Source organism: Skermanella rosea (assembly GCF_016806835.2).
Classification (GTDB): Bacteria; Pseudomonadota; Alphaproteobacteria; order Azospirillales; family Azospirillaceae; genus Skermanella; species Skermanella rosea.
The window spans coordinates 80,488-104,483 of the sequence record NZ_CP086111.1; the positions used below are offsets into that span (position 1 = coordinate 80,488).

The 23,996-nt window shown below is 69.2% G+C and carries 23 protein-coding genes; 10 read left to right on the top strand and 13 right to left on the bottom strand.

All coding sequences use genetic code 11. The features are described 5' to 3' along the window. Window positions 1–3 precede the first annotated feature (3 nt). Complete coding sequence (locus tag JL101_RS00345) at window positions 4–468, top strand: DUF1622 domain-containing protein (protein ID WP_203098695.1); 465 nt, start codon at window positions 4–6, stop codon at window positions 466–468. Between the two features lie 254 nt (window positions 469–722). Here JL101_RS00345 and JL101_RS00350 read toward each other — a convergent pair whose 3' ends face one another. The 8 genes from JL101_RS00350 to crtI are packed head-to-tail and all read right to left on the bottom strand — an operon-like array spanning window position 723 to window position 9,403. Beyond that, entirely contained in the window at window positions 723–1,394 is a 672-nt protein-coding gene (locus tag JL101_RS00350) for a DUF1045 domain-containing protein (protein WP_203098696.1), read from the bottom strand. Beyond that, window positions 1,391–2,494: an NAD(P)/FAD-dependent oxidoreductase gene (locus JL101_RS00355; RefSeq protein ID WP_203098697.1), complete on the bottom strand. Its 1,104-nt coding sequence runs from the start codon at window positions 2,492–2,494 to the stop codon at window positions 1,391–1,393. Before JL101_RS00355 ends, JL101_RS00350 begins: the two co-directional genes overlap by 4 nt. Next, entirely contained in the window at window positions 2,491–3,198 is a 708-nt protein-coding gene (locus JL101_RS00360; RefSeq protein WP_203098698.1) for a methyltransferase domain-containing protein, read from the bottom strand. Before JL101_RS00360 ends, JL101_RS00355 begins: the two co-directional genes overlap by 4 nt. 19 nt (window positions 3,199–3,217) lie before the next feature. Further along, window positions 3,218–4,303, bottom strand: a complete 1,086-nt coding sequence (locus JL101_RS00365) for a type III polyketide synthase (protein ID WP_203098699.1) — start codon at window positions 4,301–4,303, stop codon at window positions 3,218–3,220. A gap of 54 nt (window positions 4,304–4,357) precedes the next feature. Then, window positions 4,358–5,497: a glycosyltransferase gene (locus tag JL101_RS00370; RefSeq protein ID WP_203098700.1), complete on the bottom strand. Its 1,140-nt coding sequence runs from the start codon at window positions 5,495–5,497 to the stop codon at window positions 4,358–4,360. Further along, window positions 5,497–6,282, bottom strand: a complete 786-nt coding sequence (locus JL101_RS00375; protein WP_203098701.1) for a lysophospholipid acyltransferase family protein — start codon at window positions 6,280–6,282, stop codon at window positions 5,497–5,499. The genes JL101_RS00370 and JL101_RS00375 overlap by 1 nt, the downstream gene beginning before the upstream one ends. Continuing rightward, window positions 6,279–7,853 carry a phytoene desaturase family protein gene (locus tag JL101_RS00380; protein WP_203098702.1) on the bottom strand — a complete coding sequence of 525 codons (1,575 nt, stop codon included), beginning with the start codon at window positions 7,851–7,853 and terminating at the stop codon, window positions 6,279–6,281. The genes JL101_RS00375 and JL101_RS00380 overlap by 4 nt, the downstream gene beginning before the upstream one ends. Further along, on the bottom strand, window positions 7,850–9,403 hold the full coding sequence (gene crtI, locus JL101_RS00385) for a phytoene desaturase family protein (protein WP_203098703.1): 1,554 nt from the start codon (window positions 9,401–9,403) through the stop codon (window positions 7,850–7,852). Before crtI ends, JL101_RS00380 begins: the two co-directional genes overlap by 4 nt. A gap of 243 nt (window positions 9,404–9,646) precedes the next feature. Between crtI and JL101_RS00390 the strand changes: the two genes are divergently transcribed. Beyond that, window positions 9,647–11,113, top strand: coding sequence for an aldehyde dehydrogenase family protein (locus JL101_RS00390; RefSeq protein WP_203098704.1), 1,467 nt, complete (start codon window positions 9,647–9,649; stop codon window positions 11,111–11,113). 131 nt (window positions 11,114–11,244) lie between these two features. Here JL101_RS00390 and JL101_RS00395 read toward each other — a convergent pair whose 3' ends face one another. Beyond that, window positions 11,245–11,796, bottom strand: a complete 552-nt coding sequence (locus JL101_RS00395) for a hypothetical protein (RefSeq protein WP_203098705.1) — start codon at window positions 11,794–11,796, stop codon at window positions 11,245–11,247. A gap of 78 nt (window positions 11,797–11,874) precedes the next feature. Beyond that, window positions 11,875–12,597, bottom strand: coding sequence for a phosphonate metabolism transcriptional regulator PhnF (gene phnF / locus JL101_RS00400; protein WP_203098706.1), 723 nt, complete (start codon window positions 12,595–12,597; stop codon window positions 11,875–11,877). A 119-nt stretch (window positions 12,598–12,716) separates the two neighbouring features. On the opposite strand from phnF, the gene JL101_RS00405 reads away from it, so the two are divergent. Then, on the top strand, window positions 12,717–13,853 hold the full coding sequence (locus JL101_RS00405; RefSeq protein ID WP_203098707.1) for an alpha-D-ribose 1-methylphosphonate 5-triphosphate diphosphatase: 1,137 nt from the start codon (window positions 12,717–12,719) through the stop codon (window positions 13,851–13,853). Window positions 13,854–13,857: 4 nt separating this feature from the next. Here JL101_RS00405 and JL101_RS00410 read toward each other — a convergent pair whose 3' ends face one another. From JL101_RS00410 to JL101_RS00420, 3 genes are read right to left on the bottom strand one after another with little or no spacing between them, the layout of a single operon-like run. Beyond that, entirely contained in the window at window positions 13,858–14,046 is a 189-nt protein-coding gene (locus tag JL101_RS00410; protein ID WP_203098708.1) for a DUF1289 domain-containing protein, read from the bottom strand. After that, window positions 14,034–15,965 carry a glucans biosynthesis glucosyltransferase MdoH gene (gene mdoH, locus JL101_RS00415; RefSeq protein WP_203098709.1) on the bottom strand — a complete coding sequence of 644 codons (1,932 nt, stop codon included), beginning with the start codon at window positions 15,963–15,965 and terminating at the stop codon, window positions 14,034–14,036. Before mdoH ends, JL101_RS00410 begins: the two co-directional genes overlap by 13 nt. Before the next feature lie 38 nt (window positions 15,966–16,003). Further along, on the bottom strand, window positions 16,004–17,623 hold the full coding sequence (locus JL101_RS00420) for a glucan biosynthesis protein (RefSeq protein ID WP_203098710.1): 1,620 nt from the start codon (window positions 17,621–17,623) through the stop codon (window positions 16,004–16,006). A gap of 213 nt (window positions 17,624–17,836) precedes the next feature. Here JL101_RS00420 and JL101_RS00425 point away from each other — a divergent pair, with 213 nt between their 5' ends. From JL101_RS00425 to JL101_RS00455, 7 genes are all read left to right on the top strand, one after another. Further along, window positions 17,837–18,535 (top strand): extensin-like domain-containing protein, encoded by a 699-nt coding sequence (locus tag JL101_RS00425; RefSeq protein ID WP_203098711.1) that lies wholly within the window; start codon window positions 17,837–17,839, stop codon window positions 18,533–18,535. 476 nt (window positions 18,536–19,011) lie between these two features. Further along, on the top strand, window positions 19,012–19,536 hold the full coding sequence (locus JL101_RS00430; protein ID WP_203098712.1) for a hypothetical protein: 525 nt from the start codon (window positions 19,012–19,014) through the stop codon (window positions 19,534–19,536). Window positions 19,537–19,639: 103 nt separating this feature from the next. After that, the gene (locus JL101_RS00435) at window positions 19,640–20,842 is read left to right on the top strand and encodes an acetyl-CoA C-acetyltransferase (protein ID WP_203098713.1); all 1,203 of its coding nucleotides are present in this window, start codon (window positions 19,640–19,642) and stop codon (window positions 20,840–20,842) included. A gap of 17 nt (window positions 20,843–20,859) precedes the next feature. Continuing rightward, window positions 20,860–21,294 (top strand): RidA family protein, encoded by a 435-nt coding sequence (locus tag JL101_RS00440; protein ID WP_203098714.1) that lies wholly within the window; start codon window positions 20,860–20,862, stop codon window positions 21,292–21,294. After that, window positions 21,288–22,427 (top strand): acyl-CoA dehydrogenase family protein, encoded by a 1,140-nt coding sequence (locus JL101_RS00445; RefSeq protein ID WP_203098715.1) that lies wholly within the window; start codon window positions 21,288–21,290, stop codon window positions 22,425–22,427. The genes JL101_RS00440 and JL101_RS00445 overlap by 7 nt, the downstream gene beginning before the upstream one ends. Before the next feature lie 166 nt (window positions 22,428–22,593). Further along, a complete protein-coding gene (locus JL101_RS00450; RefSeq protein WP_228435216.1) occupies window positions 22,594–23,304 on the top strand; it encodes a response regulator in 711 nt (236 codons plus the stop codon). Window positions 23,305–23,380: 76 nt separating this feature from the next. Next, window positions 23,381–23,983 carry a 2-hydroxychromene-2-carboxylate isomerase gene (locus tag JL101_RS00455; protein ID WP_203098716.1) on the top strand — a complete coding sequence of 201 codons (603 nt, stop codon included), beginning with the start codon at window positions 23,381–23,383 and terminating at the stop codon, window positions 23,981–23,983. Window positions 23,984–23,996: the final 13 nt, after the last annotated feature.

Genomic DNA, 23,996 nt, shown 5'->3' on the forward strand with positions numbered 1-23,996 from the left:
CCCATGCTCGCGGCCTTCCTGCTTCTCTACAGCCTGTTCGGCGCCTCCGTCGCCCACGCCCAGGAGGCCGGGGGCTTCCTGTCGGAGTCCCGCAGCACGGTCGTCCATCTGGCGGAACTGGTCACGAGCGGGATCGAGGCGGTCGGCATCGGCGTGATCGTCCTGGGGGCGACCATCGCCACGGCTCTTTTCCTGCGGGACGGCTTCGGTGCCGCCGGCTGGGACGATGCCTACGAGCGGTACCGGGCCAATCTCGGTCGCGGCATCCTGATCGGGCTGGAGCTTTTGGTGGCCGCCGACATCATCGCGACGGTCGCGGCTCCCCTGGACTTCAGCACCGTCGGCGCCCTCGGCGTGATCGTCCTGATCCGTACCTTCCTCAGCTTCTCCCTGGAAGTCGAGATCAAGGGCCACTGGCCGTGGCAGGAAAGCCGGATCAGGAAGCGGGGAACCGATCCGGGCGGCTAAGCGGGAATGACGCAAATGTGATTCAGGTTATTGCCACAGATTACGGTGATGGACAAAGATACGGCCTGGACGATCTGAGTATATCGATGTAATCTGTGGCCAAATCTCTTCCTCCCATCCCAGCATCGTCCAGGGCAGGAATCATTATTTAGCCACAGATACACGCAGATGGACGCAGATACTTATCAATATATTAACTGTGTCTATCTGCGTTCATCTGTGGACAATCTCTCTTCCTCCCGCCCCAGCGTCGTCTATGGCAGGCCGAACCGGGCGATGATCCGGAACGGGGCGTCGCGGGTGTCCTGCTTGAAGACGGCGAGGGCGTCGATCTCCAGCGGCTTCCGGGCGAAGGGCGCCACCGCCGGTTCCAGCAGGGTCCTGGCGGCGGCCCTGGCATCGTCGTCCAGGCTGCCGGTCAGGGTCATGTGGAAGCGGAATTCCTCGAAGACATAAGGATAGCCCCAGTGCCGGAGATGCTCGTCCTGGCGCGGCGTCAGCCCGTGGGCGCGGCGCTTCTCCAGGTCGGATGCCGACTGGGGTGCTCGGAAAGGGTCGAAGTACCGCACGCAATCGGCGGCGAACCTGTCCAGCGCCTCCGACGGGGCCGAGGGGACCAGGGCAAGGAAGCGGCCCAACTCCGCCAGGCGGAGGGAAGGCACGGTGAAACGCGGGTGATCCGCTGCGAAGGTCTCGGCCGCCGCCAGCAGTTCCGCCTCGTCCCGGCCCGGGGCCAACGCCATGGGCGGCTTGAGGGTCGCGTGGAACCCGTAACGGCTCGGATCGACGGTCCAGTCCGGATGCACGCCGTCCGGCGGATCGAGGGTTTCGCCCGTGGCCGCGTCGCGGCCGAGCCAGCGGCTGGCGAATTTCCACAGGGCGGAGTCCGGGGGCGGGGCGAAGTAGAGGGCGTAGCGAGCGGTCATGGGATCGCTTGTTCGGGAACGCGGGTAGCATATGCTATCGCCTTCAGCAGTCCCGGCACCAGCTTGACGGTACCGGCCGCGATCCCCTGGAGCGCCGGGCGGCGGATCGCCTGCGCCAGCAGCGTGGCGGTGCGGATCTGCCCGGCGAAAGCCGATCCGTCGAGCGGCGCCTGCCCGGCGAGCACCCGGTCGGCCGCCAGGAAGGCCGAGTGGAGGGCGATCGCCATGCCGTCGCCGCAGAAGGACGGGATCACCGCGAGCTGGTCGCCCAGCCGGTGCAGCCGCCGGGACCCGGCGTCGCCCCGATGCACGAAGCCATAGGGAATGCCGTAGATCGACAGCGGGCGCTCCCAGCAGGCCGTGGCGCCGGCCAGCCGGGCCGCGAAGGCGGGGGACTCCTCGCAAAGATGATCCAGCAGGCTGTCCCACCGGCGCCCGACCCGCTCATGGACCGGCTTGGCGACAACGAGGCACAGGTTGACCCTTCCGTCCGCCGCCGGCTGCAACCCGGCATAGCCGCCGGGGAACAGCAGCACCTCCACATGGCCGGCGAGGCGCGCCGCCTGCTCCGGCGCCAGCGTCAGATACTGCTTGAACCCGATCAGGTCGTTGATGGCGCCGGGCGGCCGGCGGTGGCCGCGCAGGTCATGCTTGCCGGTCGCCAGCAGCGCCGCCCGGGCGGCGACCGGCCCGTCCGCCTGGAGGGCGACGCAGTCCTCGCCTTCGGTCAGGGAGCGGACCGTCACGCCGCGCCGGATCTCGGCGCCCCTGTCCGCCGCTGCCCGCAGCAAGGCTTCGTCCATAACCTCGCGCGACAGGCTGAAGGCGGGGAAGGGCAGGCGGGTGGTGGTTTCCGACCGCCCCCGGACCAGTCGGACGGAATGGATCGGCAGCGCGCCGAGGCGGGGCAGGTCCAGGCCCAGCCGCTCCAGGTAGCCGGCGGCCTCGACGCTGACGAACTCGCCGCAGACCTTGTGGTGCGGGCCGGCCTCGCGCTCGAACAGCAGGACGGAGCGCCCGGCCTCCGCCAGACGGCAGGCCGCCGCGGCGCCGGCCGGCCCGCCGCCGACGATCACGGCGTCATGGATCGCGGGCTTCACTTGATCCGCCCGACGCCGTAGCGGAACGGCGTGAACCACTCGACCGAGACCTCTCCCGGCGCGAAGCCCGCCTCGGCGATCACCCGGTCCCAGTCGGCGCGGGTGAAGGCGCGCGCCACCGAGAGGGGGGCGTCGTGGACCACCAGCCGGTTGACCGGCAGCGTCGCCACCATCGCGCGGGCGAAGGCGTGGGAGATCGCATGGCGGTGCAGGTCGTTGCTGAACCAGCCGAGACCGGCGCGGCTCTCCATCCAGCGCAGGAAGCGGACCAGGGACTCGTCCTCCAGGTGGTGGGTGAACAGCGCGCTGATCACCACGTCGGCGCGATGGTCCCCGGGCAGGTCGAACAGATCGCCCACCCGATAGTCGATCCCGGCGTCCGGCGGCGTGGCCAGCCCAGCTGCCCGGGCCGACCAGGGATTCAGGTCCACCCCGGAAAGCTCGACCTCGACTCCGCGCCGGCCGGCCCAGCGGTGGATTTCCCGCAGCATGTCGCCGTAGCCGAAACCCACGTCCAGGATGCGCAGCCTGCGCCGCCCCGTCCGCTTCACCACCCGGTCCAGCCAGGTCAGGGTCGGGCGGTACGCCAGGGTGCACAGGTTGATCCGGCGCAGGTCCCGCAGGCAGTGCTGGAACTCCTCGAAACTGACTTCCTCCGTGTCCATCAGCTCCGGCCGGGTGCTCCGCCGGGACAGGTCGGTCATTGATTTCATATCGCCGCGCTCATGCCGCGGCGAGGCGGAACAGCATGCTTTCCGCCGTCAGCCCCGGCCCGAAGGCCATGGCGCAGCCCAGCCCGTTGCCGCCCATGCGGGTGTCGCGGAAGCGGTCGAGCATGCGCTTCAGCACGAACATGACCGTCGCAGACGACATGTTGCCGTAGTCGCGCAGCACCGCCCGCGAGTCGGCGAGCTGGTCGCCCTTTCCCTCTATGGCCCCGGCCACCGCGTCCAGGATCGAGCGCCCGCCGGGATGGACCGCCCACAGTTCCACGTCGGATGGGCTGCGGCCCTGGAGGATCGACGGCAATGCTTCGGGAAGCCCCTGGCCGATGGTGCCGGGGACGGTCCCGGCCAGCCGCATGTCGAAGCCCTGGCGGCCGATATGCCAGGTGATCTGGTCGGCGCTGCCGGGGATCACCGTGGCCCGGAAACCCTGAAGCTCGATCCCGTCCGGCTCGGCGCTGACCAGACAGGCGGAGCAGCCGTCGGCGAAGATCAGGAAGCTCAGGATTTCCTCGATGTCCGAGGTTTCCTGAAGATGCAGGGTGCAGAGCTCCAGGTTGACGATCGCGACCTTGGAGGCGGGCTCGGACCGCACGATGTGCCGGGCCGCCTTCAGCGCGTTCATGGCGGCATAGCAGCCCATGAAGCCGATGATCGTCCGCTCCACCGACGGGTCCAGGCCGAAGTGCCGCGCCAGCTCCAGGTCCAGGCCGGGGGCGTAGAAGCCGGTGCAGGAGGTCACGATCAGGTGGGTTATCCCGTCGCGGTGCCGCTCGATCCCGGCGGCCTCCAGGCTGGCGGCGGCAAGGCCGAGCGCGTGTTGCTCGTAGAATTTCATCCGGGTGGCGGTATCGGGGAAGGCGCCGCGCGTGAAGAAGCCACCGGTATCCAGGACCTCCGGGTGGGGGTCCGGCTCGAAGAAGGAATAGCGGTGCTCGATCTGGCACCGCTCCGCCATGCGGCGGAACAGCTTGCGCAGGCGCTCATCGGTCAGCAGGGCCGGGGCGTAGCTGACGAACTTGTCGTGGACGTCATGGGTTGGAACCGCGGTTCCGATCGCGTTGATGTAGGCGGCGGTAGGCATCCGGGGCTCCGGTCATACGGTCTTTGCAGGTGCAACAGTCGGGCGGCCCGAACATCATGACTCGCCCGTGGGATAAGCCCGCCCGCGCCAAGTGGAGGGCCGGCCGCGCAGCGAAGTCCACAGGGCCGACCACTGGATCGCCAGCATGAAAGCGACGCCTACGGGATGCAGTAAGGCGCTGCCGATGCTCTGCTCGAAGCGGAACGCCAGGGCGAGGCGGGTGCCGAGCGCCACGGCGATTCCGACGCAGGCCGGGAACAGCGCCTCGGGCGGGCCGTCGAACAGCAGCAGGCCGAGAAGCAGCAGGAACGGCAGGATATGCCCGCCCGCCAGCAGGACGGTCCAGACGGGCAGCCCGACCGGCGTCGCCATCCCCTCGGTCGCGTTCTTGGTGAAGCCTTGCCAGACCTCGGTCCCGTTGCGGTACATGCGGCAGGTGGCGACGTCGTCGGCGTCGAACAGCTCGGTATGGATGCCGGCGCGGCGGAAAGCGCGCGGCAGCTTGATCCCGTCGTGCAGCGACTGCTTGATCTCGGCATGGCCGCCGGCGCGGGCATAGGCGTCGGCACGGGCGATGAAGAGCTGGCCGCATCCCGCCCCCAGCCCCGGCGCCCCGGACAGCCGCATCCCGACGAAGGGCAGGTAGCCGAGCAGCAGGAAATGGATCATCGGGATGACCAGCCGCTCCGGCCATGTCCCGGTCTCCTGCCGCGGGAAGCCGCTGGCGAGGCCGGCGGCGGGGTGCTTCGCCATGAAGGCGGCCATGCGGGCGAGGCCGTCGGGCGCCAGCCTCACGTCGGCATCGACGAAGACCAGCAGCGGATACCGGGCCAGCTTCGCCAGATGCCAGCAGGCATGCTGCTTGCCCGACCACCCCGGGGGAAGGGCGGGCGCCTGCTCGACCCGCACGCGCGGATCGCCGATGGCGCGCACCACGTCGGCCGTGCCGTCGGTCGAGTGGTCGTCCAGCACGACCACTTCCAGGTTCACCCCGGCGTTCGCCAGCGCCGACCGGACGGAAGCCTCGATCTTGTCCGCCTCGTTGCGGGCCGGGATCAGCACGGAAACGCCGGCCAGCCCTCCGGCCGACACCTGGCCGGACTTCGGCGGCGGGCGGTAGAGCAGCAGGTTCCACACGGTCATCACGGCCGGAATCATGGCGAGCCAGGCGCAGACCCAGGCGAAATTCTCCATTACGGGTGATCCCTGCCGTGTTCGGGGTGGAAGCGTTCGCCGCGGGCCAGCGCCTTGGCGCGGCGCCACAGGTCGTAGACGCCGCCGACGCCGGCGGCGCCGCGCATCAGCGGCTCGAATCGGGCGGGGTCGCGGGCCATGGAGTCGGCGGCGAGGGCGTCCATGGTTTCGGCCAGCGCCGTCTCCAGCCGGGTCTGCCATTCCTCGACCGTGCCGCCGCCGCTCCGCATCACCGGCCCGAAGCGGCACAGCGCCTCGGGCGTGCGCTCGTCCCAGAAGGGATATTCCAGCGCCAGCGGCACGACCGAGGCGCCCTCGACCCGGCGCGCCAGATGGGCGATGCCGGGGCGCAGGGAGACCGGCCGGACGCGGGCATCGGTGAAGCTCCCCTCCGCCGTGATCCACAGCATGGTGCGGGGATCTTCCAGCAGCCCGGTGCAGACCTTCAGGAAGGTCGCCGCACCGCGCGGCGTGCCGGGCTCGATCCCGAACAGACCGATCCGGCGCATGAAGCCGTACTGTTCCAGCGCCTTCGCCTCCATCGGGCCGTAGCCGAAGCGTTCGGGGAAGCGCAGCGTCGCCAGCACCATGAACATCGCCGGGTCCCACCATGAGGGATGGTTGGAACAGACGATCACGGGCCGGTCGGGAGACAGGTCGGGAAGCGTGCCGCGCGCAAGCCGCACGCCGTGGAAGCGGCGCGCGACGTAGCGGCACATATAGGGGCCGAAAAGCCGGACGATGCGGGGCGACCGTGATGACCGCACCGCCTCGGCCGGCGTCATGCCACGCTGGCCGTCGGCCGGGGAGCCGTCTCGAACGCCGCCGGCTGCACGGCGCCGCCCATGTCCTGGTCCAGCGTGTCGGCCGCGATCCAGCCCGACATCATGACCATCGGCATGCCCGGCCCCGGATGGGCGGCGCCGCCCGCCAGGTAGAGGCCTGCCAGCTCGCGGCTTCTGTTGCCCGGCTTGAAGGCGCCGAAGAACCTGCCGTGGCTCGCCAAGCCGTAGATGGCGCCGTTCAGCACGCGATAGCGGTCGTGGATGTCCTGGGGCGTCAGCCAGCGCTCGACCTTGATGCGGCTTTCCAGGTCCTTCATCCCGCCGGTCCGCGCCAGCTTGTCCAGGATCACCCTGCGGTAGGCCGGAAGCATCTTCGACCAGTCGTGGTGCGGGCGGAGATAGGGGGTGTGGACCAGGACGTAGAGAGCCTCGCCGCCCGGGGGGGCGACGCCCGGCTCGGTCCGGGCCGGGGCCGCGATGTAGCAGGTCGGGTCCGGCGCCGGCTCGCCCTTGTGGTAGATCCAGTCGAACTCCTCCTCCGCGTCGCGGGAGAAGACGAAGTCGTGGTGGGCCAGATGCTCGTAGGCGCGGTCGAGCCCCAGATACAGCACGACGCCGGAGCAGGCCGGCTCCGGCTTCCGTTTCCGTTCGAAGTTGACGCCGACCTCGCCGCCGACCAGCTCGCGGTACGTCCGGACCGAGTCCATGTTCGACACCACCGCGTCCAGCCCGACTGTCTCGCCGGTCGTGGTCTCGACCCCGGTGGCGCGGCCCTGGGACGTGATGATCTTCCGGACCCCGGTGTTCAGCCGGAACTCGACGCCCAGCTCCCGGGCCAGCTTCTCCAGCGCCAGGGGCACGGCGCGGGTGCCGCCCATGGGGTACCAGACCCCCCCATCCGTCTGCATGTGCGCGATGGAGCACAGCACCGCCGGAGCGCCATAGGGGGACGAGCCGACATACTGGACGAAATGGTCCAGCATCTGCGCGATCCGGGCGTCGGGCACATGCTTGCGCACCGTGCCGGCGACGGTGGAGCCCATGCGCAGGCTCAGCACGTCGGACAGGGTCGAGGCGTTGAGGTTCGCCTTGAAGTTCAGGGTGTCCTTGATGTCCTCGACCGACTTCCAGAAGAAGAACCGGTCCGACACCTCGTGCAGCCGCTTGGAGCGGGCGATGAAGTCGCGGTAACCCGAGCCGGAATTGCTGCCCGGCGCGTAGCGGTCCAGTTCGGTCGCCATGGTCTCGACGTCCTCGACCAGGTCCAGGACGGAGCCGTCCTCGAAGAAGCAGCGCCATTGCGGGTCGAGCCGGACCAGGTCCAGTTCCTGGTCCAGGTCGCGCCCGGCCTCGGCGAAGATCCGCCGGAGCACGCGCGGCACCGTCAGGATCGTCGGCCCCATGTCGAAGCGGAAGCCGCCCTCCTCCAGAACCGCGGCCTTGCCGCCGGCCCAGGCGTTCGCCTCGAACAGCACGACCTTGTGGCCGCGCGCCGCCAGCGTGCAGGCGGCGGCGAGCCCGCCCAGCCCGCCGCCGATCACGCCGATCTTTCCTCCGGTCCCGCCGCTCATGATGCGCGCTCCTGGATCAGGGCCGACTGGCCGGCCGCCATGCGGGTCCCGGCCTCCCAGTCGTGTGACAGGCCGAGCTGGTCGGCCATCAGGCGGCTGGTGATGCGGGCGCTCTCGAAGATCACCGGCAGGCCGCTGCCGGGATGGGTCCCGCCGCCGACGAGATAGACGCCTTCCAGGTCCTCGAACCGGTTCCGCGGCCGAAGATGGAGCATCTGGTCCAGCGAATGGGCCAGGTTGAAGGTGGCGCCGCGATAGATCTGCATGTCGTTCTCCCATCCCTCGGGCGTCAGGACTTTCTCGTAGCGGATGCGCTTCTCAATGTCCGTCAGGCCGATCCGTTCCAGGCGCTTCAGCACCAGCGACCGGTAGCGCGCCTTCTCCCGCTGCCAGTCGATCCCGCCGGTGCGGTGGGCGACGGGGACCAGCACATAGAGCGTGCTGTGGCCCTTGGGCGCCAGTTCCGGGTCGGTGACGCAGGCGTTCTGGACATAGAAGCTGGGTTCGGCCGGAAGTTCCAGCCCGTCCTCGATCTCCTTGATGTTCCGGGCATAGTCCTTGGTCAGGTAGATCGTGTGGTGGGCCAGGTCGGGCAACTCGCCCTCGATCCCCAGATAGAGCATGAAGGTCGAGCAGGAGAATTTCTTGCGCTCGATCTTCTCGTCGGTCCAGCGCCGGCGCAGATGGTTGGGCACCAGCCGGCTCATGGTCTGGGCGAAGTCGGAATTCAGCACCAGCGCGTCGGCCTTGTACTCGCCGGCGGGGGTGCGGACGCCGACCGCCTTCCGGCCCTCGAACAGGATCTCCTCGACCGGCTCGGACAGGCGGATGCGGACACCCATGTCGGTCGCGGCCCGGGCCATCGCCGCCATGACGGCCCCGGTACCGCCGCGCGGATGGAACACGCCGAACTCGTATTCCATGAAGGACAGGATGGTGAACAGGCTGGGGCAGCGGAACGGCGACATGCCCAGGTACTTGCTCTGGAACGAGAAGGCCAGCCGCACCCGCGGGTCCGAGAAATAGCGGCCCAGGTCGGCATCGACCGACTGGTGGGGCCGCATCAGCGGCAGCGACTTCAGCAGAGCCGGGTCGAGCAGGTCGAGCGCGCTGGAAAAGGCCTTCTCCAGCACCGGCCGGAAAGCAGCCAGCTTGCGCCGGTTGTCGGCCATGAAGCGCGGCAGGTTGGCGGCATCGGCCGGGCACAGCTGCGCCACCTGCTCCGCCATGGTGGCCGGATTGCCGGACGCCTTCAGCTCGCCGCCGGATTCGAAGACCAGGTGATATTGCGGGTCGAGCCGGATCAGGTCCACCTCGCGGTCCAGGTCCTTGCCGCAGGCGGCGAAGATGTCCTTCAGGACGCGGGGATACAGGAAGAAGGTCGGGCCCATGTCGAAACGGTAGCCGCCCTCCGCCTCGATGGTGGACGAACGGCCGCCGATCCGGTCGAGCCGCTCAACGACGGTGACGTCGGCTCCCGTCTTGGCCAGCAGCATGGCTGACGCGAGACCGCCCGGTCCCGCACCGACGATCACGATCCGGCGGCTCATGGCGCGTCACCATGGCTTCGCGACACTGGATACGGGGACCCGTTCGGCATTCTGGAATCCGCTCCCTGTTTGTTGAATGAGGCGAGGTTCGACGTATCTGCCCATTTCCAGCCCGGTTAAGACCATTTCGCGAGCGAATGGGGGAACTCTTTCGATTGGTTTTAATCGATGGGGAGTTTGGCGAGAGTCCGCCGGAAGGAATGGGGCATAATGGATCGTCATGGCACGACAGAAACTGGATTGATGATTCCCGAAGTCCAGCACCCTCTCGGCATCGCCGAGATTATTCCGGAGGTGCGGTCCGCTCAGGCCGCCTGGGAACGGACCGCCGTGGCCGGCCGGCTGGATGTGGTCGCCCGGCTGCGCCGCCTGATCGCGCGCGACGCCCGCCCCCTGGCCGAAGCGGTCGGCGAGCGTCCCGGCCGGGCACCGGGCGAGACGGCGGCGCTGGAGATCCTGCCTCTGCTCGACGCCTGCCGGTTCCTGGAGCGGGAGGCGGCCGGGCTGCTGGCGCCCCGCAGGCTGGGATCGCGCGGCCGGCCGGCCTGGCTGTTCGGCGTGGCGGCGGAGATCCGGCGCGATCCGCTGGGCGTCGTGCTGGTGATCGCGCCGTCCAACTATCCCCTGTTCCTGCCCGGCGTCCAGATCGTCCAGGCGCTCGCCGCCGGCAACGCGGTCCTGGTCAAGCCGGCGCCCGGCTGCGTCGCTCCGATGGAGGCGCTGCTCGGTCTGCTCGGCGAGGCGGGATTGCCGGACGGTCTCTGCCACTTGCTGGACGCTTCGGTCGAGGCGGGGCGGGAGGCCATCGCCGTCGGAGTGGACAAGGTGGTGCTGACCGGCTCGGTCGCGACCGGCCGGCGCGTGCTGGCCGACCTGGCGGAGCACCTGACGCCGGCGGTGATGGAACTGTCGGGCAACGACGCCGTCTTCGTGCTGCCCGGCGCCGATCCGGACATGGCGGCCCGGGCGCTGGCCTACGGGGTGCGGCTCAACGGCGGGGCCACCTGCATAGCGCCCCGCCGGGTCTTCGCCGACCGGTCGCTGGCGCTCGACCTGGAACGCCGGCTGGCTCCCCTGGTCCTGGACGCGGCGCCCGTCGCCGTGCCGGAACGCATCCGGGAGCAGGTCGCCCGGCTGGTGGAGGAGGCGGAGGCTGCCGGCTGCCGGCTGATCGGCCGCCCGTTCCGCGCGGAAGAGCCGGAGATGGCGCCCCTGCTGGTCGCCGACGCCGTCCCCGAGCTTGGATTGCTGCGGGAGGACATCTTCGCGCCCGTCCTCTCCCTGGTGCCGGTCGCCGGCGAGGAGGATGCGCTGGCGGCATCATCCCACTGCGACTACGCCCTGGGAGCGGCCGTCTTCGGCCCGGAAAAGCAGGCGCTGGCCCTGGCCGGCCGGATCCGGGCCGGGGCGGTGACGGTCAACGACCTGATCGTGCCGACCGCCGATCCCAGGCTGCCCTTCGGCGGGCGGGGCGCCAGCGGCTTCGGCACCACGCGCGGGGCGGAAGGGCTGCTGGAGATGACCGCATTGAAGGCGGTCGCGGTGCGTGGCGGGCGGTTCCGGCCGCACTACGACCCGCTGGGGCCGGCCGACTCGGCCATGATGTTCGATTATATAGAAGCGGCCCACAGCTCCGGCGGGCGCCTTCCGGCGGTGAGGCGGCTGGTGCGGGGTCTGATGGGGCGGGGTAGATCCGCCTCAGGAACCTGAATCCCCTAGCGGCTCGGCACAGCGTTGTTGTTTGATTTTCCGTAGGTCGACCTCGGCCGGAGGTCGACACCCCGCGTCAACGCTCCGCTGCTGGGGTGAATGCCCGACCGATCCCGACACGCCCATGGAAATCACTGCGCGGGACCACTGAAGCGGGGATCGTTCAGGAAAGGATTGTCGCGGTCGTTGCCACCGCCCTGACGCTGTTGGGCGGCCGCCCCCGGGTTGCGCGGATCGTCGTTGCGCTGGAAGCGGGGGTCGTTCAGGAAGGGGTTGTCGCGGTCGTTGCGGTCCATGGTCCGGTTACGCTCGGCGTCCCGGCGCCGTTCGGCGGCCAGCCCCGGGTTGGGCGGACTGTTGTCGCGCCGGACCGGAGGGGCCGGCATGAAGCGGTCGTCGCGGGTGTGGCGATTCCAGTCACGGTCGCGCCGATTCCAGCGGTCGTGTCGATCCCAAGGGTCGCGCCGATCCCAAAAGTCGCGCCGGGCATCCTGTTGCCGTTCGATGGCCGCCCCCAGTGCCACGCAGGCACGCCGGTTCCCGGCCTGGCAGGCCCAATGGAGATCCTGGACCTGGCTTCGGCCGGAATATCCGCCCCGATCCGAAGAGTAGCGTTCGCCGGTGGTCGGCACGCAGGACATGACCAGAAGCGACAAGATGACGAGTGCGCTGCGCGCGTTCATGACATTGCCTGAAAATCAGATACACAATTACATGAACAACTGAAAAAAATTATAATTCCGGGACCGGGCCGTAGTGGCTCAGCCGTCCACCACCACCTGCACCCGGTTCGCGGCGAAGCGCGCGACGCCGAATTCCAGCGGGCGGCCGGCGGGGTCGATGTTGACCGCCTCGGTCACCAGCACCGGGGTCGTCCGCGCGATCTTCAGGTGGCGCATCTCGTAGCTGTCGGGTAGCCGCGCCGTCACCCGCGTGGTCTTGCGGGTATAGTCCGGGACGCCCAGCCGGCGCAGCGTCTCGGTGATCCGGCCGGCCTCGTGGTACGTGGCGATCAGGTCGGGAAAGCGCGCCTTTGCGAAGTGATGCGCCGCGATGCCTATCGGCTGGCCGTCCGCCAGCGACAGCAGCTCGACCAGCGACACCGGGTCGCCGACGGCCAGGCCCAACGCCCTGGCCGTCGCGGCGTCGGCGGGAAGCACCGTCGCCCGGAGCACCTCGCCCGACGGCGTACGCGCCTGCCTGCGGACGTTCTCGCTGAACCGGGTCCGCTCCGTCAGCGGATAGTCGATCACGCCTTCCTGCACGAAGGTGCCGCGGCCCTGCTCGATCCGCACCAACCCCTGGTCCTGGAGCAGGGCGCAGGCCCGCCGGACGGTATGGCGGTTGACGCCGAACCGGGTGGCCAGCTCCTCCTCGGTGGCGAGTCGGCTTCCGGGAGGAAAGGTGCCTCGCTCGATATCCCCGTGCAGTTCTTCGGCGATCTGGCGCCACAGGGCGATGCCGGCGCCGCGGTCGAGGTTCATGAAGGCTGCGTCCCCGGGTAGGTTGCCGATATGGATTGTTTACATCGCCGCCGCCGCTTCACATACTCGGGCAATGGCAGTCATCTAGATGATTCCCTTCATAGACGGTTCGCGAGGGCATGGAAACCAACATCACCAATGCCCGCATCGTCGGGCGCGACGGCATCGCGACCGGCAGCCTCTCGATCCGCGACGGCGTGATCGCGGCGATCGACGACTCCGCCGGAGACCTTCCAGGCGCGCTGGACTTCGAGGGCGATTTCCTGTTGCCCGGCCTTATCGAGATGCACACCGACAATCTCGAGAAGCATTTCTCGCCCCGCCCCGGCGTGATGTGGCCGTCGCCCAAGGCCGCGGTGATCGCCCATGACCTCCAGGTCGCGGGCGCCGGCATCACGACCGTGTTCGACGCGATCTCGGTCGGCGACTATGACAGCGGCGGGGAGCGGCGGCGCATGCTGGCCGACGCGGTCTGGGCGATCGGCGCCTGCGTCGGGCAGGGCCTGTTGCGCGCCGACCATCTGATCCATCTGCGCTGCGAGGTCTCGGACGCCGGGGTGGTGGAGATCTTCCAGCAGTTCGCCGACCATCCCCTGCTGCGGCTGGTGTCGCTGATGGACCACACGCCGGGGCAGCGGCAGTGGGCGGAGATGTCCAAGTACCGCCTGTTCTACCGTTCCAAGAACTGGACCGAGGCGGAGTTCCAGGCCCACCTGGACAGCAGGATCGAGAGCCAGCACCGCTACGCCCGCCTGCACCGCGACCAGATCCTGGAGCTGGCGCGCCCGCGGGCACTGCGGCTGGCGAGCCACGACGACACCACCGAGGACCACGTCGCCGAGGCGGTGGCCGCCGGAATCACGATCTCGGAATTTCCGACGACCCTCCAGGCGGCCCGCGCGGCGCGGCAGTCGGGCATGCGGGTGATCATGGGAGCTCCCAACCTGGTGCGCGGCGGTTCCCATTCCGGCAACGCCTCGGCGGCGGAACTGGCCGGGCAGGGGCTGCTGGACGGGCTGTCGTCGGACTATGTCCCGTCCAGCCTGCTCCATGCCGCGTTCCTGCTCCATGGCGTGGTCGGCATTCCGCTGCACCGGGCGATCGCCACGGTGACCGCCAACATGGCCGACATGCTGGGCCTGCCCGACCGCGGCGTGATCGAGCCGGGCCGCCGCGCCGACCTGGTCCGGGTCAGGCTCGACGGCGACCTGCCAGTGGTGCTGACGGTCTGGCGCGAGGGCCGGCGCGTCGTCTGACCCGCTACTTCTTCCTGTCCTTGCCCTTGAGGTGGGTCTCGCGGACCCGGCGATTGATGGCGTCCTTCTCCTCGTCGGAGAAGGACTTCCACGCCTTCACTTCGGCCCGGGTGCGGCCGCAGCCCTTGCAGACCTTGTCGCTGTCGTACTTGCAGACGTCGGTGCAGGGGTTCCTGGTCTTCAGCTTTGCCATGACTCCCTGATGCCGGACTGCCGGCCGTCCTTCAAGTCGCCTTTACCTGAACCACGGGGAGACCAGTTGGTCAGGCTCTGCTCGATGATGGCGCTGGGCCGGGTCGGCGGCACCCGCATGATATTGGCGGCTTCCACGTCGGGAGTGGGCTCCGCCTCGGCCGCCGCCAGCCGGCGCAGTTCGACCGGCGGATCGGTCTCCTCCGGCGTCAGGAACAGGCCGGCGCGGCGCGCCGCCTGGCCGGCGTCGGTCCGGCTGGTCCAGACGGTCAGCCAGACCGACAGGACGAGGCCGGTGATCACCGGCACCAGCCACCAGAAGAAGTCCGGCGCCACGTTCAGCACCAGGGCGCCCCAGGCGAGGCCCAGCGCCACGTGCAGCCCGTTCCGTCCCAGCGCCTCGCGGAAGCTCAGGCCCCGCTCGCCGCGGGCCTGGGCGTTCCAGGTGACGCTGCGGCCCATCAGGGTCGCCACGACGAAATGGGTGTGGAACAGCATCATGGCCGGTGCCAGCAGCATCGAGAACAGCAGTTCCAGGAAGGCGCTGCCCCACAGCTTGCCCGCCCCGCCGAAACCGCGCCGGAGCGCCGGGTTCGCCACCGTCAGGATCAGGCTGTAGAGCTTGGGCAGCAGCAGGATCGCGATGGTCACGCCGAACAGCGAGATCGTCTCCGCCATCTTCGAGACCGGCCAGTTGGGGAACAGGTTGTAGCCGGGCAGGAAGTAGCTGTGACCGGTCACCGTCTGGTGCAGGATGTCGATCGTGCTGAGCGTCAGCAGCAGCAGCCACAGCGGCGACGAGACATAGCCCAGCACGCCCATGATCAGGTGGAGCCGGCTCAGGGGATGAAGGCCGCGGGTCGGCAGCAGGCGCAGGTGCTGCAGGTTGCCCTGGCACCAGCGTCGGTCGCGCACGGCATAGTCGATCGTGTTCGGCGGCAGCTCCTCGAAGCTCCCGCCCAACTCCGGCACGATCCAGACCTGCCACCCGGCGCGCCGCATCAGCGCCGCCTCGACGAAGTCGTGGCTCAGGATCTCGCCGCCCAGCGGGGCCTTGCCCGACAGCACGGGCAGCCCGCAATGCTCGATGAAGGCGCCGGTGCGGATGATCGCGTTGTGGCCCCAGTAATTGCCCTCGCCCAGCTGCCACCAGGACAGGCCGCTCGCCAGGGCCGGGCCGTACAGCCGGCTGCCGAACTGGAGGATGCGGCCGAACAGGGTCTCCTGGTTCACCGGCGCCGGCAGGGTCTGGATGATGCCGGTGTCGGGGTTGTCCTGCATCAGCTTGGACAGCGCCACCATGGTGTCGCCCGACATCACGCTGTCGGCGTCGAGCACCAGCATGTGGTCGTAGGCGGCCCCCCACTGGCGCAGGAAGTCGGCGATGTTGCCGGCCTTGCGGCCGGTATTGTCCTCGCGCCGGCGGTAGAAGATGCGGCCCTCGCCGCCGACCCGGCGGCACAGCGCCGCCCAGCCGGCCTCCTCGGCCGCCGCGATCTCCGGCTTGCGGGTGTCGCTGAGGACGAACAGGTCGAAATGCCGGTCCTCCCCGGTGCCCTGGAGCGAGCGCCAGGTCGCTTCCAGCCCGGCGAAGACCCGGCTGGGGTCCTCGTTGTAGATCGGCATGATGATCGCCGTCCGGGCGGTCAGGTCCACCGGCCTGGTCGGGTCCAGGCCGGCGGGGTCGCGCCCGATCAGCCGTACCAGGAAGCCCACCGTCGCGGTCCAGAACGAGGTGGAGATCCAGGCGAAGCTGATCGTGAACAGGGCGAAGATCGCCATCTCGATCGGGGTGAAGCCGTTGGCCCTGAGCACGTCGGCCATCAGGTAGGAGGCCGCCAGCGTCGACAGGATGACCAGCGCGAAATAGAGCGTCCGGCGCCAGAGCGCCGTGCGCCGGAGTGTCTTGGCGTCGGACATGGATGTTCTTTCCATCAGAAGGGCAGCTCTATCGGGGATCAGGCGGGCGACCAGAGATAGACCCAGGTCTCGCTGATCGTCTGGCCGCGCAGGCGCAGCACGCAGCGCATGTCGGCCGGCTTGCCGTCGGGCAGCAGGTCGAAGAAGACCCGCCAGCCGCCGGTCTCCCCGTTGCGGTGGGCGATCACCGGCCGAAGCTCGCCGGCCGTGGTCGTGACGACGGCCTCCACCGGCTGCTCGGGCCGCAGGGCTTCCAGCTCGCCGCCCTGGAACTCCAGCACGAAGTGGCGTCCTTCCTTCGGCAGGTCGGGGCGCCCCGGCACCCGCGCCGAACCGATCCGGGTGGAGACCACGCGGGCCAGCGGCGGCAGCCCGGGCGTCTCCAGCACCGAGCGCAGGCGATAGGCGAAGTCCAGCCCCTCGCCGGCCCGGACCGGGCGCTCGGGTACCCAGTAGGCCGCGATGTTGTCGTTGATCTCCTCCTCGGTCGGGATCTCGACCAGCTCGACCCGTCCCTTGCCCCATTCGCCGACCGGCTCGACCCAGTAGCTGGGCCGCCGATGGTAGAGCGATTCGAGGTCCTGGTAGTGGCCGTAGTCGCGGTCCCGCTGGACCACGCCGAAACGCTGCGGATTCTCGTCGCTGAACGAGCTGACCCGCAGGTCCCGGGGGTTGACCAGGGGACGCCAGATCCACTCGCCGCGCCCGGTCTCGATCTGCAGGCCGTCGCCGTCATGCACCTCCGGGCGGAAATCGTCGAAGGTGCGGGTCCGGTTCTCGCCGAAGAAGAACATGCTGGTCAGCGGTGCGATGCCCAGCTTGGCGATGTCGCGGCGCGGGAACACGGACGCCGTCACGTCGGCCTGGGTGTCCGTGCCGGGTTGCAGCACGAAGCGGTAGGCGCCGGTGGCGCTCCGGCTGTCGAGCAGGGCGTAGAGCGTCAGTTGGGTCGCGTCGGCGCCCGGCTCCTCGATCCAGAACTCGCGGAAGACGGGGAAGTCCTCGCCGCTCGGTGCCGCCGTGTCGACCGCCAGCCCGCGGGCCGAGTTGCCGTAGATCTGGTTGCGGCCGAGGATCCGGAAATAGCTGGCGCCGAGGAAGACGGCCAACTCGTCGGCATAGTCCGGCCGGTTCAGCGGATAATGGATCCGGAAGCCGGCGAAACCCAGGTCGGCCGGCAGGTCGCCGCCGAACTTGTTGGCGCCGTAGTCGAACATGTCGGCCCGGTACTCGACCGGGCTGGCTTGGCCCTCCCGCAGCAGGTTGATCCGCACCGGACGCTGGTAGAGGAAGCCCAGGTGGAAGAACTGGAGCTGGAACAGCTTGTCGCCGCGCCAGACCGCCTGGTCAGGCTTGAACCGGATGTCGCGGTACTGGTCATAGGACAGGTCGCGCAGGGGCTGCGGCACCCGTCCCTGGTCGTCCGAATAGTCCCGCTTCGCCAGCTCGCGCGCGAGATCCCTCACCTTTTCGAAGGTGAACGCGGGAGCGGGCGCGGCCGGCGCCCCCGGCGCGGTTTCCTGCTGCGGGCCGGCGTCCTGGGCCAGGGCGGGCCCGAACGGCAGCAGCCCGGCGGCACCGGCGCCGGCCGTGGCGAGCAGGAACTTGCGGCGGTCGAAGCCCGGCGTGGGGCGCGGGCGGAGCGGTTCGTCGTTCATATATCCTGACTTGATCCGGTGATGGGAGAGGCGGGCGATCACGGCCCGCGTGCCCGGGAAGAAAAACACTCAACGCGGATAATTAGTCCCGGGATGCGTGACAAAAAAGGGCTGCCTCTGATTATGGCGGCGTTGCGGCCAAAGCATGGCGAGTAGCTGCGACAGAGTTGTCGGATCTGGTTGCAGGCCTCTGGACGACTATATGGTACCGCCATGGTCAGGTTCTTGCTTTTTCTTGTCGGCATCATGACGGGTGCTGCAGCTGCATTGATCTATGCTGGGCTGGTGACGGTGCCGCCTTCGTGGACGCTTTGGGGACCGCTCGACCTGAGGGAAGAACCCGGGGCTTTCACGAGGATCCAGCTTGCCGGATTGAGGGAGGAGCCCGGCGCCTGCTTCGCAGCACTGGAGCAGGCCGGCGTCGGCGCGGTGCCCCAGCCGCTGCGGCCGGTCGAGAACGGCTGCGGGCTGGTTGATACCGCCCGCGTCGGCCAGGTCGCCGCCGCCTACAGCAGCGCGTTCGTCGCGACCTGCCCGCTGATCGCGGCGCTCTACCTGTTCGAGCGCCACGTGCTGGACCCGGCGGCGCGCCGTCACCTGGGGACGGGCGTGGCGCGGGTCAACCATGTCGGTACCTACAACTGCCGGAACGTCTATGGTCGGACGGCGGGGCGTCGCAGCGAGCATGCGACCGCCAACGCGATCGACATCCGGGGCTTCGTGCTGGATGACGGCAGGATCGTTTCGCTGGCCCGTCACTGGGGCGATGCCCGAAGCGCGGAAGGAGCTTTCCTGCGCGACGTGAACGACGGCGCCTGCCGGTTCTTCAACGCCGTGCTGGGACCCGACTACAACGCCGCCCACCGCGACCATTTCCACCTGGACATGGGGCGCTGGCGCGCCTGCCGGTGACGATGCTGCATAGCAAAAAACCGGGCGAAGCCGGGCGCTGCGGGGAAGCGGGACAGGAGTTCGGCAATAAAAAAGCCCCGGCGCTGCCGAGGCCTAATCTTGGACTTTCTGGAACGACCTTCTTCTGGGCCGTCTGATCTAGTCTCAAGCTCTTTTTAAGAGCATTTCTTCCCTGTTCGATGGCCGCTTTTGTTCAAGCGGTCCGTTTGGTGTGGGCGATTCTTAACAGAGTTCCGCGGCATTTTTAAACCGGCAATAAGTCATATGACATTCGGCACGGACTCCGGGTCCGGCCGATCCGGCCGTGTCGGCATCCGGTCTGAAGGAGATCGCCTGAGTCTTGCATATTAGGAGAATTTTTGTGATTTATGAGCCTTATTGATTGCTGGCGGATGGCAGGTTTCCACCGTCAGGATTCATGTCGTTATTTTCTGGTCGAAACAGGACCGCACGGTTTAGATTTGTTGAGGTATAGCATGGCTCGTCAAGGCCGGGCGGCCGCCGCCGCCCCGTTGCTTTTCCTGCTGTTCGCCGGGCTTGCCGGTCCGGCGGCGGTCCCGGCCGTGGCGCAGCCCCTGCCGCCGTCATCCGGTTCCAACGCTCCCGGCAACGGCGCCCCGGGCATTCCCCCCGACGTGCTGACGATTCCCCAGCTGCCGGTCCCGCCGAGCAGCAGCTTCGCGATCGACGACACCGTCCTGGTCGGCAACGACGACGACTGGACCGGCCAGGTCATCCTGAACGCCCCCTATTCCGTCATCCAGGTGACCCAGTTCTACCGGACCGAGATGCCCAAGATGGGCTGGGCGGAAACCGCCATCGTCCGCGCCCGCCGCACCTCGATCTCCTTCGTGCGCGACCAGCGGGTGGCGACCATCCGGATCAGCATCCAGAAGGACGACACCAAGCGGACCGACATCGACGTGGTGGTCTCGCCGATCCAGACCAAGCTGGCGCCCGGGGGCGGCGGCGCCTCGGTCCCGGTGCCGCGCCTCAAGTAGCGGCGGGTTCTCCTCATCGATCGCTTGCGCGAAGGCGGCCAGTCGGGTCACATCGGGGCCTGACCGGCGGGACAGCCGGAGCGAACAACCGAGGGGGAATCCCATGACCAGCCGATATCCGGACGGTGACCCGATCGTCATCGCCGCCGCCGTGCGCACGCCCATGGGCGGTTTCCAGGGCGAACTCGCCACCGCCACCGCGCCGGAACTGGGCGCCACCGCGATCCGCGCCGCCGTCGAGCGTGCCGGGCTGGCATCGGACCAGGTCGACGAAGTCGTCATGGGCTGCGTCCTGCCGGCCGGGCTGGGCCAGGCGCCGGCCCGCCAGGCGTCGCTCGGGGCCGGCATTCCCGAGTCGGTCGGCTGCACCACCATCAACAAGATGTGCGGGTCGGGCATGAAGGCGGCCATGATGGCCCACGACCTGATCGCCGCCGGCACCAACGCGGTGATGGTGGCGGGCGGCATGGAGAGCATGACCAACGCCCCCTACCTGCTCGACCGGGCCCGGGGCGGCTACCGCATGGGCCACGGCCGGGTGCTCGACCACATGTTCCTGGACGGGCTGGAGGACGCCTACGACAAGGGCCGCCTGATGGGCACCTTCGCGGAGGATTGCGCCCAGCATTACCAGTTCACCCGCGAGGCCCAGGACGCCTACGCGGTCGCCTCGCTGACCCGCGCCCGCACGGCGGTCGAGGACGGCACCTTCGACGCCGAGATAGCGCCCCATGCCGTCCGCACCCGCAAGGGCGAGGCGGTGGTGAGCCGCGACGAGCAGCCGGGCAAGGCGGTGCCGGACAAGATCGGCACGCTGAAGCCGGCTTTCCGCCCGGACGGCACGGTGACCGCAGCCAATTCCAGCTCGATCTCCGACGGTGCCGCGGCCCTGGTGCTGATGCGCCGGTCGGAAGCCGAGCGCCGCGGCATCACGCCGCTGGCCGCGATCGCCGGCCACGCGACCCACGCCCAGGCGCCGGGCTGGTTCACCACGGCCCCGGTCGGCGCGATGCGCAAGCTGTTCGACCGGGTCGGCTGGCAGGCCCGCGACGTCGACCTGTTCGAGGTCAACGAGGCCTTCGCCGTGGTCGCCATGGCGGCGATGCGCGAGCTGGACCTGCCGCACGACAAGGTCAACATCCATGGCGGCGCCTGCGCGCTGGGCCACCCGATCGGGGCGTCGGGCGCCCGCATCCTGGTGACGCTGCTGGCGGCGCTGGAGAAGCACGGTCTCAAGCGCGGCGTCGCGTCGCTGTGCATCGGCGGCGGCGAGGCCACGGCCATGGCGGTCGAGCGGCTGAACTGACGGAAGGCGGTGAAGCGATGACAGCGCGCAGGCTGATTTCCGGCGGCTCGGAGTTCGAGCGGATCGCCGGCTACTCGCGGGCGGTGGTGGACGGCGACTGGATCTTCGTCGCCGGGACCACCGGGTTCGACTATGCCGCCGGGACGATCCCCGATGGCGTGGCGGAGCAGGCGCGCCAGACCTTCCGCACCATCGCGGTGGCGCTGGCCCAGGCCGGCGCCGGCCTGGAGGACGTGGTGCGGGTCCGCTACTACATCACCGACGCGTCCTATTGGGACGCCCTCCATCCCGTGCTGGGCGAGGTGTTCGGGGAGATCCGGCCGGCGGCGACCTGCGTGGTCTGCGGCTTGATCGACCCCCGCATGAAGATCGAGATAGAAGTGACCGCGCGCCGCGTCACCGACGAAAGGAAGGATATGGGGGGAAAGGAAATGGGGCGGGAAGCATGCTGATCACCGAGGAACAGGCCATGGTGCGCGACATGGCGCGCCAGTTCGCGGCCGAGCGTCTGGCCCCCTTCGCGGCGGAATGGGACCGTACCTCCCGCTTCCCGGCGGAAGCGCTCGCCGAGATGGGCGGGCTGGGCCTGCTCGGCATGGTCGTGCCGGAGGAGTGGGACGGCGCCGGCTCCGACTATGTGTCCTACGCGCTGGCGCTGGAGGAGATCGCGGGCGGCGACGGCGCCGTGTCCACCATCATGAGCGTCCACAACTCGGTCGGCTGCATGCCGATCCTGAAGTTCGGCACGCCCGACCAGAAGGAGCGGTTCCTGCGTCCGATGGCGCGCGGCGAGATGCTGGGCGCCTTCTGCCTGACCGAGCCGGAGGCCGGGTCCGACGCCGCGGCGATCCGCACCCGGGCGCGGCGGGACGGCAACCACTGGGTCCTGGACGGCACCAAGCAGTTCATCACCAATGGGCGGAACGGCGGAGTGGCGATCGTCTTCGCCGTGACCGACCCCGCCGCGGGCAAGCGGGGCATCAGCGCCTTCATCGTGCCGACCGACACGCCCGGCTACACCGTCGCGCGGATCGAGCACAAGCTCGGCCAGCGCTGCTCCGACACGGCACAGATCGTGCTGGAGGGTTGCCGCCTGACGCCGGACCTGATGCTGGGCGAGGAGGGCCGCGGCTACGGCATCGCGCTCGCCAACCTGGAGGGCGGGCGCATCGGCATCGCCGCCCAGTCCGTCGGCATGGCCCGCGCCGCCTACCGCCACGCCCTGGCCTATGCCAAGGAGCGGCGCAGCATGGGGGTCCCGATCATCGAACACCAGGCCGTGTCGTTCCGCCTGGCCGACATGGCCACCCGGATCGAGGCGGCGCACCAGCTCGTGCTGCACGCGGCAGCCCTGCGCGACGCCGGCGTCCCCTGCCTGAAGGAGGCCGCCATGGCGAAGCTCTACGCCTCCGAAATGGCCGAGCGGGTCTGTTCCGACGCGATCCAGATCCATGGCGGCTACGGCTACCTGGAGGATTTCCCGGTCGAGCGGATCTATCGCGACGTCCGGGTGTGCCAGATCTACGAAGGGACCAGCGATATCCAGCGGCTGATCATCGGCCGGCAGATCGCCGCCGAGGACTGACCGCCCGATACGGCGGCCCGGCCCGGAACGGTCCGATCCAAAAGGACGCACGCCCCGGGGCTCGACCGCTGTTGCGTGTCGATCTCATGTTGGCCTATCTCTTTCGGGGAATAGGTCCGGGGCTTTTCCCGCGGCCTGGCGACATCGTCAATCCGGGCCGGGTATCGTGACACATATTCTTGCCGTCGATGACGACGAACAGGTCCAGGACATGCTCTCCGAGTACCTGACTCGGGAGGGCTTCCGGGTATCGCTGGCGGCGACCGGGGCCGCCATGGAGAAGGTGCTGGCGGCGGAACCGGTCGACCTGATCCTGCTCGACCTCAGGCTTCCCGACGGCGACGGGCTGGCGCTGGTCCGGCAGCTGCGGGCCGACAGCCAGCTTCCGGTCATCATCCTATCCGGCAAGGTGGAGGCGGTCGACCGGATCGTCGGGCTTGAGCTGGGCGCCGACGACTATCTCACGAAGCCGTTCGACCCACGCGAACTGCTGGCCCGCATCAAGGCCGTGCTGCGCCGGGTGGGGGAGGGGGCCGCGCGCAACGCGGACGGGCTGCGGGCCTCCGTCAGCTTCGCGGGCTGGCGATTCGACCTGACATCGCAGCGCCTGACGTCCCCCGACAACCGCGACGTGGATCTGACCAAGGCGGAGTTCGCCCTGCTGGCCGCCTTCGTGAAGCAACCCCAGCGGGTGCTGTCGCGCGACCAGCTGCTGGACCTGACCCGGATCGACGGGGCGGAAGTGTTCGACCGCAGCATCGACGTTCTGATCCTGCGCCTGCGCCGCAAGATCGAGGCGAACCCGAAGGAACCCCAGATCATCCGGACCGAACGCGGCCTCGGCTACTCGTTCGACGCCAAGGTCAAGCCGGTCTAGGGCGCTTGTCCCTGGTGCTTGTCCCGGTCCGCCGAGCCCGATAGGGTGTTCGGAAAACCAGGGGGAAAACGCGCCGATGACCGCACCGATCGACTTCTATTTCGACTTCGCCTCGCCCTACGGCTATCTCGCGGCCACCCAGATCGACGGGATCGCGGAACGCCATGGCCGCAAGGTGCGCTGGTGCCCGATCCTGCTGGGGGCGGTGTTCAAGGTCAGCGGCATGAAGCCGGTGATGGAGCAGCCGCTGCGCGGCGACTACCTGTCCCATGACGCGCCGCGATTCGCGCGGCTGCTGGGTGTGCCGATGACCATGCCGGCCAAGGTGCCGCTCAACGGGCTGGCGGCGTCGCGGGCCTACTGGTGGCTCGAGGGGCGGGATCCCGGAAAAGCCCGCGATCTCGCCAAGGCGGTCTATCACGCCCACTGGGGCGAGGGACGGGACATGACCACGGCCGATCAGGTGGCGGAAGCCGCGGGACCGCTGGGCATCGACGCCGCCGATCTGGCGGCCGGGGTCCAGGACCCGGTGGTGAAGGACCGGCTGCGGGCGGAGACCGACGAGGCGATTCGGCGCGGCGTGTTCGGCGCCCCTTTCTTCATCGTGGACGGGGAGGCGTTCTGGGGCGCCGACCGGCTCCACCAGGTGGAGCAGTGGCTGGCGCGCGGCGGCTGGTAGTCGCCGCGCGCCA